At 64.3% G+C, this 13473-nt stretch carries 11 protein-coding genes and 1 tRNA gene; 6 read left to right on the forward strand and 6 right to left on the reverse strand.

Going from position 1 to position 13473, the window contains the following annotated elements; all coding sequences use genetic code 11:
* Positions 1-140 precede the first annotated feature (140 nt).
* The 6 genes from CGS25_RS08060 to CGS25_RS08085 all read left to right on the forward strand — a co-directional run bounded on the left by CGS25_RS08060 (position 141) and on the right by CGS25_RS08085 (position 7633).
* A complete protein-coding gene (locus CGS25_RS08060) occupies positions 141-1379 on the forward strand; it encodes an MFS transporter (protein ID WP_101675165.1) in 1239 nt (412 codons plus the stop codon).
* A gap of 214 nt (positions 1380-1593) precedes the next feature.
* Positions 1594-3141 carry a 4-hydroxyphenylacetate 3-hydroxylase family protein gene (locus CGS25_RS08065; RefSeq protein WP_269800683.1) on the forward strand — a complete coding sequence of 516 codons (1548 nt, stop codon included), beginning with the start codon at positions 1594-1596 and terminating at the stop codon, positions 3139-3141.
* 120 nt (positions 3142-3261) lie between these two features.
* Positions 3262-5373: a hypothetical protein gene (locus tag CGS25_RS08070; protein WP_101675166.1), complete on the forward strand. Its 2112-nt coding sequence runs from the start codon at positions 3262-3264 to the stop codon at positions 5371-5373.
* A 248-nt stretch (positions 5374-5621) separates the two neighbouring features.
* Positions 5622-5697 (forward strand) — tRNA-Thr (locus CGS25_RS08075).
* Positions 5698-5832: 135 nt separating this feature from the next.
* Positions 5833-6069: a hypothetical protein gene (locus tag CGS25_RS08080; RefSeq protein ID WP_101675167.1), complete on the forward strand. Its 237-nt coding sequence runs from the start codon at positions 5833-5835 to the stop codon at positions 6067-6069.
* Positions 6070-6337: 268 nt separating this feature from the next.
* Complete coding sequence (locus CGS25_RS08085) at positions 6338-7633, forward strand: DUF1835 domain-containing protein (RefSeq protein ID WP_101675168.1); 1296 nt, start codon at positions 6338-6340, stop codon at positions 7631-7633.
* A 30-nt stretch (positions 7634-7663) separates the two neighbouring features.
* Here CGS25_RS08085 and CGS25_RS08090 read toward each other — a convergent pair whose 3' ends face one another.
* The 6 genes from CGS25_RS08090 to CGS25_RS08115 all read right to left on the reverse strand — a co-directional run bounded on the left by CGS25_RS08090 (position 7664) and on the right by CGS25_RS08115 (position 13462).
* A complete protein-coding gene (locus tag CGS25_RS08090) occupies positions 7664-8251 on the reverse strand; it encodes an NADPH-dependent FMN reductase (protein ID WP_101675169.1) in 588 nt (195 codons plus the stop codon).
* A 61-nt stretch (positions 8252-8312) separates the two neighbouring features.
* Positions 8313-9308: an LLM class flavin-dependent oxidoreductase gene (locus CGS25_RS08095; RefSeq protein ID WP_101675170.1), complete on the reverse strand. Its 996-nt coding sequence runs from the start codon at positions 9306-9308 to the stop codon at positions 8313-8315.
* Between the two features lie 93 nt (positions 9309-9401).
* The gene (locus CGS25_RS08100; RefSeq protein ID WP_198588728.1) at positions 9402-10568 is read right to left on the reverse strand and encodes an acyl-CoA dehydrogenase family protein; all 1167 of its coding nucleotides are present in this window, start codon (positions 10566-10568) and stop codon (positions 9402-9404) included.
* A gap of 11 nt (positions 10569-10579) precedes the next feature.
* Positions 10580-11758, reverse strand: coding sequence for an acyl-CoA dehydrogenase family protein (locus tag CGS25_RS08105; RefSeq protein WP_101675172.1), 1179 nt, complete (start codon positions 11756-11758; stop codon positions 10580-10582).
* Positions 11759-11793: 35 nt separating this feature from the next.
* A complete protein-coding gene (locus CGS25_RS08110) occupies positions 11794-12609 on the reverse strand; it encodes an enoyl-CoA hydratase (protein WP_089032157.1) in 816 nt (271 codons plus the stop codon).
* A 61-nt stretch (positions 12610-12670) separates the two neighbouring features.
* The gene (locus tag CGS25_RS08115; RefSeq protein ID WP_089032158.1) at positions 12671-13462 is read right to left on the reverse strand and encodes an enoyl-CoA hydratase; all 792 of its coding nucleotides are present in this window, start codon (positions 13460-13462) and stop codon (positions 12671-12673) included.
* Positions 13463-13473: the final 11 nt, after the last annotated feature.

Consider the following 13473-nt stretch of genomic DNA (forward strand, 5'->3'; position numbering starts at 1 on the left):
TGGGTGGCCGGGCCCGCTTGCGGGGCTTGAGCGGTCCCGGAAGGCACCGGCCTTGTCCCGCGCCCCCAATGGAGCGGCCCAGCCGCGAGCCAAAAGATGCTTCCCGCTAATCCGCGATGAACCTAAAAAAAGGAGCCGGCATGGCCCACCCCACCTCCACCGATAAGCCCCGCCTGTTTCATGGCTGGTGGGTCGTGACGGGGGCCTTCACGGTCACCCTGGTCGGCTTCGGCAGCGCCTACACCTTCAGTGCCTTCCTGGAACCGCTGCAACGGGACTTTGATGCTTCCCGGGGCTCGGTCTCGCTGGTGTTTTCCCTGGCCGGCTTTCTCTATTTCAGCCTTGGCATGATCACCGGCCCGCTGGCCGACCGGTTTGGCTCACGGCCGCTGGCGATGTTCGGCATGCTGCTCACCGGCGCCGGTCTGGCGGCAGCTGGCATCGCCCAATCCCTGGTCCAGGTCTATCTGGCCTATGGGCTGGGCGTGGGCCTGGGTATTGGTTGTTCCTATGTGCCGGCGATTGGCGCGGTGCAGCGGTGGTTTTCGCGGCGGCGCGGGTTTGCCTCGGGTATCGCGGTGAGCGGCATCGGCGTCGGCACGCTGATAATGCCACCGCTGGCCACCGTGCTGATTGAAGCGTTCGGCTGGCGCAATGCCTATCTGGTGCTCGGCGCAGTCGCCGCGCTGGTCGGCGTGACGCTGGCGTTCCTGATCGAAAACGACCCGGGTGGACGCGGCCTGCACCCGGACGGCGACGTGCCATTGGCAGACGCCCGCCCGGCGCCGGTCTCCGATCTGGCCATTCTCGATGCGGTTCGCTCGCGGCCCTTCCTGGCGCTGTACGGCGCCTGCCTGGTGGCGTCGTTCGGGCTGTTTGTGCCGTTCGTGCATCTGGTTCCTTTTTCCCTGGACCAGGGCCACTCACCCGCTGCCGCCGCCATGTTGCTCGGGCTAATCGGCATTGGCAGTACCGCCGGACGCTTTTTTCTCGGCAGCCTGGCCGACCGCATCGGTCGTCACCGGGCCCTGATGACCATGTTCGCCGGCATGGCGCTGTCGCTGTTAATCTGGCTGTTCTGCACCGGGCTGGCGGGCCTGGGCGCGTTCGCGTTCAGTTACGGAATCTTCTATGGCGGTTTTGTCGCCGTGCTGCCCGCCATCGTGATGGACTATTTTGGTGGCCGCAACGTCAGCGGCATCATCGGTGTGCTCTACACCAGCGTCGCGCTGGGCACCCTGATCGGCCCCAGCGCCGCCGGCTTCGCCTACGACGTAAGCCACAGCTATACCCTCGCCATTACCGCCAGCCTGATCACCAACCTGATCGCCGCCTTGATGGTCGCCGGTCTTGCCCGCAACCCGGCCCACGGCGAATAGCCACCCACGCCGCTTTGTGCGCGCCGTCACCCGCCATGGCGATAGCGCGCTATCGCAACCCGAATGGCGCGCCTACCGCACGGACCGCCACGGCTTGACCGCACGGCACAATGTACGTTTTCGCCATTGCCGGGGTGAACATCCCGTTTACTCTTTGCCCTACAAGGGAAAAACAAAGCCACCGGTGCCCGCACCGGCCAGCCAGGAGAACCGCATGAGCGCCGTCCGCCCCCCCGTTTCCGACCGTCCCGCCGGCCCGATTGATCATGCCAATGTGAGAGCCATTGAAAGCGCCGAAACACGCTGGCAGCGCATGCCCGTGATCGAAACCGGCGAACAGTACATCGATAGCCTGAAAGGGCGTGGTACCCGGTTGTTTCTGTTTGGCGAGCTGATCGAGGAGCCCGCCGATCATCCGATTATCCGGCCCAGCATCAACGCACTGCGCGCCACCTACGATCTGGCCCTCGACGATCCGGAGCTGGCCACCGCCCATTCGCCGCTGATCGATGCCCGGGTCAACCGCTTTTTGCATATGCCCAACTGCGCCGATGACCTGGTGATGAAGAACCGCATGCAGCGCCGGCTGGGCCAGATCACCGGCACCTGTTTTCAGCGCTGCACCGGCCTGGACACGCTCAGCGTACTGCACTCGATCACCTGGGACATTGATGAAAAACACGGCACCGGCTACCACCAGCGCTACCTGGATTTTCTCAAACGGGCGCAGCGTCACAATGTCCTGATCGCCGCCGGCATGACCGACCCGAAAGGCGATCGCAGTAAGCGTCCGTTCGAACAAAGCGACCCGGACATGTTCCTGCATGTGTCCGGCCGTAACGACGACGGCATTTTCGTGCGTGGCGTGAAAGCGCATATGACCGGCGGCTGGAACCAGCATTGGATCTGCGTGATGCCGACCATGAACCTGGGCGAACACGACCGCGACTACGCGGTGGTCGGCATGATCCCCGGCGACGCCGCGGGCATTACCTATATCTATGGTCGCCAGGCCAGCGATACACGATCCATGGAAGATGGCGACATCGACCAGGGCAACGCGCAGTACGGCGGCCAGGAAGTGTGGGTCTATTTCGAGGACGTATTCATTCCCCATGAACACGTACTGATGGACGGCGAGTACGAATTCGCCCAGGACATGGTCGCCCGGTTCACCGCCTACCACCGGGCCAGCTATGTGTGCAAAACCGGCCTTGGCGATGTGATGGTGGGCGCCGCCGCCACCATCGCCGATTACAACGGCGTGGAAAACATCAGCCACATCAAGGACAAACTGGTGGAAATGGTGCACCTCAACGAGACCATTTTCTCTTCGGGCATCGCCAGCTCCCACGAGGCCAGGCCCCTGGCCAGCGGCATCTATATGAATGACGCCATGCTCGCCAACGTGTGCAAGCACAACGTCACCCGCTTCCCCTACGAGATCGCCCGGCTGGCCCAGGATCTGGCCGGCGGCATCGTTGCCACCATGCCCAGCGAACAGGACCTCAACAACGAGGAAGCGGGCGCCATCATTCGCCGCTTCCTGAAAGGGCGCGATGACATCGCCACCGAAGACCGCATGCGCATTCTGCGGCTGATCGAGAACATGACCCTGGGCCGCAACGCGGTGGGCTACCTGACCGAATCCATGCACGGCGCCGGCAGCCCGCAGGCGCAGCGCATTCAGATTCTGCGTGGCATGGAGGTGGAAAAGAAAAAATGGCAGGCGCGCAAGCTGGCGGGCATCCGGCAACAGTAATCCGGTAGCGCGACACCTCGCAAAGCGGGCACCAGGAACTGGGGAACCTGGACAGAGGGCCGCGCGCGCCCTAACGTAGCCGGGCCAAAAGCACCGACCGCGAACCGCCACGGAGAGCCCATGACCCGGGTCACGCCGGCATACCCCGCCAAGAGGCGCCACGCCGCCTGCCTTGCTTTGCTTGCCCTGGCGCTGCTCAGCGCCGGCCCAACCTTCGGTAATGGCCCGCCGGGCTTTCCCGACAACAGCCGCGCCTGGCGACTGGTCGGTGCCGGCGAAGTGCTCGATGCCGAGGTGCCGGCGGCACGCCACGGAGAATCGGTGCTGGCCTGGAGCGAACCGCTGCAAGCGGCAAACGCCATGGAGATCCTGGTTCAGGCGCCGTACGCCCGACTGCGCCCGGCGCTGGGCGAGGCCCTGGCGGAGATCGGCATCACCCTCACCGACACCACGTCGCCGCTGGCCTATCAGCGCGAAGGCTGGGGCGCGGTGATGATGTCGCGCCACCCGGCATGGCGCGCCGCCGTGGTCGCCGACAACAGCGAACCGCGGTTGCGCGCCGCGCTGGCCGACGGCGCCATTGGTGAGCAGGAACTGCAAACACGGCTGGCCCGCGAGCGCGCCGATGCGTTCAGCGTGCCCCAGGCCCGCATCAAGGTCGCCGAGCTGCAACGGCAATACGCCTCCGCCCACGGTGGCAAAACACGCCGCTATGGCCTGTTGCGCCGCTCCTCCACGGAGCTGATCGTCCACCTGGACGACGCCGGCGAGGCGCTTGGCCTGCCCGCCACCGCGATTCGCATCCAGCGCACCGACACCTACCCCAATCCGAACTACCACTGGAGAGACTTGTTCGATCTGTTCGGCGGCCAGCGCCCTTCGCTGACCCGCAGGCTGGTGCCCGCCGAGGCGTTGCGCACCGTGCTGGCGGCGATCGACGCCAGCGCCCCGGAGGCGGCGGTACGATTCAACCAAACGCCAACGCCCTGGGTCGCCCCGGTGACGTCACCGGAGCCGCCACCTCGCGCGGATTTTCGACGCCCGGACGCGGCCGCTCCGGTGCTGCAACCGGACACCCTGGATTGGCGCGCGCTGCTCGGCGCCACCGACCGTGACAGCTATCTGCCACGCGCTCTGATCACCCTGCCGGGCAGCGATCTGCTGATCGCCGCCCGGGTGCGTGACGACCGTGGCGTCAGTGTTGGCCTGTGGCGCCTGAGCCCGGATCAGCCACAGGCGCGGTTGCTCTGGCGTGGCGCACGGGGGCTGCGCCAACTCCACCTGGATGAAAAGGGCCAGCAGGTCTGGTTTCTGGCGGCGCCCGAAGCCGGGCAGCCGATGCAATTGTACCGCTACCGACCGGCGGACCAGAGCCTGCACGCCTTTCCCACCCGCTTCAGTGACCCACAAGAGCCCGATTTCGATACCACCGTGATCTGGCGGCTCGGCGAGGATTCACTGCCGCGCTTTTATCAGCACCACCTGGGATTGGGCGAGCGCACCCGCGACACCCTGGACCGCTACGATCCGGTCGGCGAGCCGGCCCGGCCCTGGCGCTTCTCCCGAGCGGCGCGGGCCACCCGGGCGGACATGGTGCCTGGCCGCCTGAGGCTGGCCCACTGGCGCGGCGCCGGCTGGTGGGTGGAGGACAGCACCAGCCTCGCCCGGCTCAATACCGGCAACGGCCGCGTCGAAACCGTGATCGCCCTGCCCCACCGCTTCGGCCACCCGGGCGACGGTCAGGAGCAGTTCGGCCGCACCGGCCGCATCCCCGCCCTGGGCGCGCCGTCCGCCGGGTGGCTGGCGACCACCTTTGAGCGGGACGGCTCCGACCAGAGCGGCTCCGAACAGAGAAGCTCCCAACAAAAAAGCAACGAGGGGGCCCGTCTCAATGGCATGCGTATCACGGGCTTGAGCGGCGACACCGCCAGCTTTTCCGCCGTGCTCGGCGAGGCACCGGTGCTCGCCGCCGCCCGCTCCGGGGGCGGCGCATTGTTGGCGATGGCGGCGGACGCCGGGCCCCGGCAGCCCGCCAGCCTGGCCCTGTGGGACATCCAGCACGCGGTCACGCCAGTGCAGCCGCGCGGCGGCGCCTGGGGCGCGCCCAAGGCGCTCGCTTTCTCATGGCGAGGCGACACCCTCTGGGCGCTTTATAATCAGGTCCTGGTACGCTGGCGGCTGCCTGGCGAGCTCGCCGACCCCGGCGCCCCGGACCAGAGCAGCGACCCTTGAAAAGCCGGGCTGCAGCGCTGCTGATCCACAATCGGCGGGCCGGCAGGCTTCGCGCAGCACGCTGGCACGCCACCCGACCCGCTTGCCGCGCTGGAAGACCTGGATTGGGAGGGCGCGGGTCCGGTCGCGCGCGGTTTCCGAAAGGCCGGACGTCTGGCCTCGGACGTCAACAGCACGCCCTTGTCAGCGCGCCGGTTCCTGCTAAACTAGCGCGCTTTGCTGGCCCCCTTGGCCGGATCGTGTGTTACGCCGGAATAGCTCAGTCGGTAGAGCAACTGATTCGTAATCAGTAGGTCGGAGGTTCGATTCCTCTTTCCGGCACCATCCCTTGATGTCCCCACCGTCAAAGTCGTCAATCTCTTACAAGCGCTTAGGTTCAGGCTTACAGACGCCCCGGCACGATAATGGCATTTTAACATCGCCGACCCGCCAAGTTGAGGCGTGGGTCAAGGAGGAGCGATGCACGAACAGCATGCCTGGGCGGTTACCCTGGAGGACCCGCTCGGCGCCAGGAAGATCTATGCGGTGTTCTATCCACGCCGGCCCACCCGCGATCTGGCCGCCGGGCTGGTCAGACCGCAACTGGGACTGCCGGTGCGCCTGCCCCAGGAATATCGCTGGCAGGAAGATGCCAGCCTGAAAGCACTTGAAGCGGTCGGCTACCGGCTCCTGGAAATCACCGTCTCCAACCGTTGAATATTTTTAAATTTTCTAAAATTTTTTTACAATCCTCGATCCTCACCCCAACGTTTTTCACCCTGCTTTCACACTGCCATTCATGCTCTCGGCCGGCATTCGCCGACGAATATTTGTTGCTGCGGTAAAACATTTATAAACACCCTGTCAAAATGCGTCCCCACGCCATCATCGCGTTGACAGTCCGACGCCCATAGCCAATGGTGAAGCGGTAGGACTTCACAGCCACCAGCCTTTGAAGTCATTGTCCATTCCACCAGGATTTCGTATGGCTGAGCACGCCGCATCCTCTCCACCCCGTTCAGAAAACGGGCCGCCCGGTTTGGAAAACGGGCGTTTCGAGATCGACCAGTTGCAGGAGCAGGCGGAACGTTTGCTGGACAACGCCCGTGCCGGTGACAGCGAATTGCGCATGCGTCTGGCTGGTGTGGGAGGCGGGCTCACGCCGGGGGTTCGTGAGGCGCGCAATCTGGTGGCGCGGGATTTCGGTTTTCGTAACTGGACGCGTTTCGAGCAACATGTGCGCGAGCTGGATCAAGTGCGCCTGCAGCATAACGGGCACAGCATCGATGAGAGCGTGGAGACCATGCACATACGCTGCGGCTCCGATCTGCAATCGTCGTTGCCGCGCGCCGGCCTGAAGGGACGCTATCACGCGTTTACCGATCCGTTTTGCATCGGCCCGGTGCGTGACCAGAGCACCGAACGCCAGATCGAGGAGCGCGCGCACTTTATCGCTTCCGCCTTCGGGCTGGACGACACCGAGACCCTCGATCGCCAGCGCGGCGAATACCAGGGCCTGGAGGACGCCTCACGGTGCCAGCGGGTGGTGCTCTGGTTCGAACATGACAGCTACGACCAATTGATACTTTCTTACCTGCTGCATCGCATTGGCGAATGGCCGCGGGCCTGCCGGGTAGAAATCATCGCGGTCGATTCCATCCCCGGGGTCAAACGCTTCGTCGGCCTGGGACAACTGGCGCCGGATGTACTGGGCTGGCTGTGGCAGCGCCGCCGCCAGGTGGACCAGGATACCCTGGCCCTGGGCCGCAAGGCGTGGCGGGCAATCAGCGCGGATACCCCCAGACGTCTGGACCGGCTCTCCCAGCGGCTGACACCGTCGATGCCGATGATGGGACGCGCCCTGCGCCGCCACCTTCTCGAGTTGCCCGATGAAGACACCGGCCTGGGGCTGAGCGAGCAACTGGCCGTGCAACTGGTGGCCGAGCGCGGACCGATCCGCGCTGGCGACGTGTTTTCCGCCCTGCTGCGCGGACGCGAACCGCTGCCCTACCTGGGCGACACCATGTTCTGGTGGCTGCTGCAGCCATTACTGCAGGGCAACAATCCGCCCCTGCAACGCCAGGACGACACCGGCCAGCCCTGGCAGGACCAGCTGCTTACCATCACCAGCCACGGGCACGAGATTCTCAGTGGTCATCGCAATTGGCTGAACAGCCGCCCGCCGCGCCGCTGGGTGGGCGGCGTGACGGTGGACGGCAGCGCCGACAGCTGGTGTCTGAACAAGGCCACCGGCCGCCCCATGCCGCGCGCCGCCGCCTGACCTGATGATCTGAAGGGCTTCAGCGCTTCCCTAGTAGGGCGTGCCCTGCCCGCGCCCATGGCGCAGGGCCCCGGCGTACCAAAGGAGTTCATCAAGAAAGCGACGCAGCGATTTGTCCAGACGGGCATCGTCGGCGTTGCCCTGCTCATCCAGCGCATCACCGATGCCTGGCACCGCCATCAGGCTGGGCACGCTGGGCATGCCCAATTCGGCCAGCGTCATGCGCAACTGCATGGCGGCGCGCACGCCGCCAAAGCGGCCGGCGGAGTAGCAGACAATGCCCGAGGGCCGCCAGAAATATTCTTCCAGAAAATGATCCAGCAGGTTCTTCAGCGCCGGCGGAATGCCGTTGTTGTATTCGCCGCTGACAATGATAAAGCCGTCGGCCCGGCCATACAGCTCGGCCAGACGTTGCAGGTTTTCCGGCGCCTGGCCGGGCGGATGTTCCTTGTACATGCGGTCCAGCAACGGCAGGTCGAGCGTCATTGGATCGACCAGCTCGCCCTGGTGGCCACGCGCTTCCAGCGCACGCAGTACCCAGCGCGCCGCCTTGATGCCCTGGCGGTCACGCCGCACCGAACCGAGCAGCACGGGAATGGTGAAACGGGTCTCGGTCATGCTTGCCTCCCGGTGAATGCGCCAACGCGGCGCACTCTCAAAGGTAGCACGGCCGGGACGATCAGTTGAGCTCGTTGCGGCAGATGTCGGCGGCGGTCTCGAACGAGCGCAGACGGGCCTCGTGGTCGAAAATGCCGCTGGTAATCATCAGTTCATCCACCTGGGTCATATCGCGGAACTCCCGCAATCGCCGGCTGACCGTGTCACGGCTGCCTACCATGGAGTACTGAAGTGCCTGGCGAACGCCGTGCGCTTCCATCGGTGACCAGAACTCGTCCATGTCCTCACGCGGCGGCGGCAGCGGGCCCGGATTGCCGCGCCGCAGGTTGGTGAATTGTTGCTGCACCGAGGAAAACAGATAATTGGCCTGCTCGTCGCTGTCGGCGGCGAACACACCGACCCCGGCCATGGCGTGGGGCTTTTGCAACTGCGCGGAGGGCTGGAAATGATGCCGATACACCGCCAGGGCATCCAGCAGTGCCTCCGGCGCGAAGTGCGAGGCAAACGCGAACGGCAGCCCCATCTCCGCCGCCAGGCGGGCGCTGAACAGGCTCGAGCCGAGCAACCACAGCGGCACCTTGCTGCCGCTGCCCGGCACCGCTTTGACCCGCTGTCCGGGCTGCGGATCGCCCAGGTACTGCTGCAACTCCGCCACATCCTGGGGAAACTGCATGGCATTGCTGTTCAGATCGCGGCGCAGGGCACGGGCGGTTTCCATATCCGTGCCCGGCGCGCGCCCCAGCCCCAAATCGATGCGACCCGGGTGCAGGGCGTCGAGCGTGCCGAACTGCTCGGCGATCACCAGCGGAGCATGATTGGGCAACATCACGCCGCCGGAGCCAACCCGGATACGCTGGGTGCCGGCGGCGATATGGCCGATCAACACGCTGGTGGCGGAACTGGCGACACCGGGCATATTGTGGTGCTCCGCCAGCCAGAAGCGGGTGTAGCCCCACTGCTCCGCCTGGCGAGCCAGATCCAGAGAATGACGAAGGGCCTGCGAGGCGTCACCACCTCGCAGGATCGGGCAAAGATCAAGAATCGAATACGCGGTCATCAGGCCTCCCGGACAGGACACAGTGCCCCTCTAAGTGGGGCCGGAGGGGCATTTATAAAGAGTCGGGATGCAATTGAGCGTGTTCATGGGGGCTCATTGGAGCCGCAACGGATCGTAACCTTGACGCCCCTGTCGATACCGTTCCAGGTTCTGGCGAGCGCTTCCCCAGGCCTGCTCCAGAGCCGTCACGCGCCGAAAATAATGACTGATCGCTGCTTCGTCTGTCACGCCAATGCCGCCGTGCAGTTGTACCGCATCAGCCACGACACAGCGGGCGCTGCCGACAATGCGCGCTCGGATGCCAGCGATCTGCGCCGAGCGATCAGCGCCGTTGCCATCAAGATGCGCTGCCAGCAACGGCAGCAGGGCCTGGCTGTATTCCAGTTCCGTGGCCATTGCCGCCAATCGATGCTGAATCACCTGAAAACCGCTCAGTTTCTGCCCAAACTGTTGGCGGGTGCCGGTGTACTCAAGGGTCAGCTCCAGGGCCGCGTCCATCGCCCCCAACGCCTCGGCACAGGCACCGGCGGCGCCCCAATTCATAGCCGCGTCCATGGCACGTTCGCAGCGCTCGGGGCCAGCCGCCAGGGCGTCGTCCGGCAACACCACATTCGTGAACCTCAGATCGGCCGCCGGCTGGCCATCAATGGTGGTGTACTCAATCAGCGACACCCCTGGCGCGTCATGGGGCACCAATAACAACACGCTGTCCTCACCGGCTATCGCCGAGACCAGCAGCGTATCCGCCAGCGGAGCATTCAATACGGTTTGCTTAACGCCGTTGACGCACCAGCCACGCTGATCGCGAACCGCGCTGGTTAGCCGCGGCCGGCGCGCGCCTCGTCGCCCTTGTTCACTCCACGCCAACGCCAATCGGCGCTCACCGGCGATCAAACCGTCGATAAGCGCACCGTGCGCATCCGCCCTGCCCCCGGCCAATAATGCCGCCCCGGGCACCAACACGGCGCCAAGCAAGGGTTCCAGCACCAGAGCGCGGCCGAACTGCTCAAGCAGGATCAGCGCCTCATTGGCCGACTGCCCATAGCCGCCCAGGGGCTCGGGAAAGCAGGCGCCCAACCAACCCAACTCAGCGAGTTGTTGCCAGAAATCCGGGTCGAACCCGCCGTTGGCCAAGGCCACTCGACGGCGCTCGACCCCATAGTCTCTCGCAAGCAAACGCTCAACACTGGCCTTGAACTGCAGCTCGTCCTCACCCAGCCCAAGCCGTAATTCAGCGCGCCCGGGCATACCGTTATCCATGCTTCGCACCGTCATAAATGCAGCCCCCGCTTGGCGATAATGCTGTGCTGAATCTCATTGGTGCCACCATAGATCGACACCGCGCGACGAATCAGAAACTGGGACATCGCGCCGGCGGCGCCAGGCTCCCCGTAAGAAGAGTCCGCGCCGGGCGTGAACAAAGGGAGCGCATGCACACCAAGCACTTCGTTCCAGAGCGAAGACAAACGCTGCTGCAACCGGGCGCCTCGGATCTTGATCATCGAGGCGGCCGCCGCCGACGGGCTCCGGGCGTTATCGGTGAGAATCCGGTAGATGGTCATCTCATGGGCCGCCAATTCGAGTTCCAGCTCCGCGCATTGGCTGTCCAGTACCGGATCTTCAGACAAAGGCCCGTGCTCGCCTTCAAGAGCACCGATCATCTCGCGCAGGCGATTCATGTCCTGCTTGGCCTGTGGCAAATAGGCACTGGCGGTGCGTTCGTTTTCGAGCAGGAATTTGGCGTAACGCCAGCCGGCGTTTTCTTCGCCAATCAGGTTATCAGCCGGCACTTCCACGTCTTCGAAGAAGACCTCGTTAACGTAGTGGGACATGTCTTGTGTAATGATCGGCCGAACCGTTACACCCGGCGTGTTCATATCAATCAGCAGCATGCTGATACCACTTTGCTTACTGCCTGAGCCGTCGGTACGCACCAGGCAGAAAATCATGTCGGCGTACTGTGCCTGGCTGGTCCAGATTTTCTGTCCATTGACGATGTAGCGATCACCGTGGCGACGGGCCGAAGTGCGCAATGAAGCCAGATCCGACCCGGCATTGGGCTCGGAATAGCCTTGGCACCAGAATTGAGAGCCGTCCAGAATGCCAGGCAGGTATCGTTGCTTCTGCTGCTCGGTGCCAAAGGTGTAGATCACCGGGCCGATCAGATGGAGGCCGAACGGGCTGGGCGCCGGCGCCCAGCCCAGAGCAAGCTCGATATCGAACACCATGCGCTGCAATGGCGACCAATCCGTGCCGCCATAAGCCGTCGGCCAGTGCGGCGCGGACCACCCCTGGCGGTGCAGTATCGCGGTCCAGTCGCGCATGTCCTCCTTACTGACGTGAAAGCCCTGACGGGTACGTTGTTTTATCGCTTCCGGAAGCTGCCCGGCGACGAAGTCTCTGACCTCACGTCGGAAAGCCTGTATCCGTGGCGTATCAATGGCGTCCATTCAATGTCGCCCTCCCAAGGCATTGACGTGGTCGTTCAGCGTCCGGTGAACGACGGCTCCCGCTTTTCCAGGAAATGGGCCACGCCTTCTTTGAAGTCGTCACTGTCGAACGAAGCCAGCATTTCCTGATCCGCCACGTCCCAGGCCTGAGCCAACGATTGGAACAGGCCATCGAAAACCTGACGTTTAATCACGCCGATTGATCGTGGCGAAGACAGCGTCACCATCTCCTCGGCCATGGTTTGCACCGCTTTCAGAAAACCTTCGGAGGGCAAGGTTTTCACCAACCCCATGTTTTGTGCTTCCTGTGCCGGCACCAAGCGCCCGGAATAGAGCAGGTCGAGCGCGTTCATGGGCCCGACCAGGCGCGGCAGCATCCAGGAAATGCCATGCTCGGCGATCAGCCCGCGGCGTGCGAACGCGGTGGTGACCTTGGCGTTGTCCGCCATGATCCGAAAATCGCAAAACAGCGTCATGCACAGGCCGATTCCCGCCACCGGGCCGTTGATGGCCGCGATCACCGGTTTCGGCACGCGCAATAAGTAGCTGAATTTGCGCTCGAAGTTTGCCTCCGGCTGGTCAGCCTCGCCGGCCATGCTCGATTCCGAGCGGCTCTCACGGGTGCCTTCGGCGGCGCCGCTGAGCAGGGTCATGTCCGCACCGGCACAAAAACCGCGTCCTGCACCGGTAATCACGATCGCTCTCACCTGCTGATCGTCCACGGCGCCGTCGATGGCCGTGCGCATCTCACGCTCCATGGCGTGGGTCCAGGCATTCAGCTTGTCCGGACGGTTAAGAGTAATGGTGGCCACATGGCCTTCCACGCTGTAGTCGATATCCTGGTAATCCATGTTCGATCTCCTGTCGGTGATAGCGCCCTATAGCGGATATCCGCCGCGCCACGACGATTGTCTAGCGGTTCTGGAACACAGGGGGGCGCTTTTCCACGAACGCTTTGGCGGCTTCGTTGTGATCCTCGGTATAGGCGCAGCGGATATGGCGCAACGATTCCTGATCGAGCACCTGCGCCAGAGTGGCACCCTGCTCGGCGGCATTCAGATTGGCTTTGATGTGGCCCTGGGTAATGCCGGGCCCGGCGGCGAGCCGGGCGGCGATGTCGGCGGTCGCGGCTTCCAGGTCCTGGTCCTCGACAACCCGGTTCACCAGCCCCATGCGTTCCGCCTCAACCGCATCCAGACGCGGCGAAAGCAGCGCGAACTCCCGTGCCCGATGGCCGAGTCTGTGGGTCAGGAAATAGGTGCTGCCGAAGTCGCCGGAGAGGCCCACGTTGACAAACGCCGAGGTCATTTTCAGGGTTTTTGAGACAATCAGGAAATCACACGCCAGGGCCAGTGAGAGCCCGGCACCCGCCACCGCGCCACGCGCCATCGCGATGGTCGGCTTGGGCATTTCATGCAAGAGCAACGAACTCTCGGTGGACAACCGCAGTTGCGCGGCGCGCTCCTCCAGGGTGCCCTGGCTGTCTGCCTCGGCCATCGCCTGGACGTCACCGCCGGCGCAAAAGCCTCGACCCGCGCCGCCCAACACCACCACTCTCACCGCCGCATCGACGGCGGCCTTTTCAAGCGCGCCACGCAATTGTGCGATCATCGAAGGGGTTAACGCGTTAAGGCGGTCCGGGCGGTTCATGGTCAGCCACAGTACGCCCTGTTCCAATCTCTCCAGAAGTTGCTGATCGCTCATTACTGGGTCAC

Source organism: Alloalcanivorax mobilis (genome assembly GCF_002864685.1).
GTDB classification, from domain to species: Bacteria; Pseudomonadota; Gammaproteobacteria; order Pseudomonadales; family Alcanivoracaceae; genus Alloalcanivorax; species Alloalcanivorax mobilis.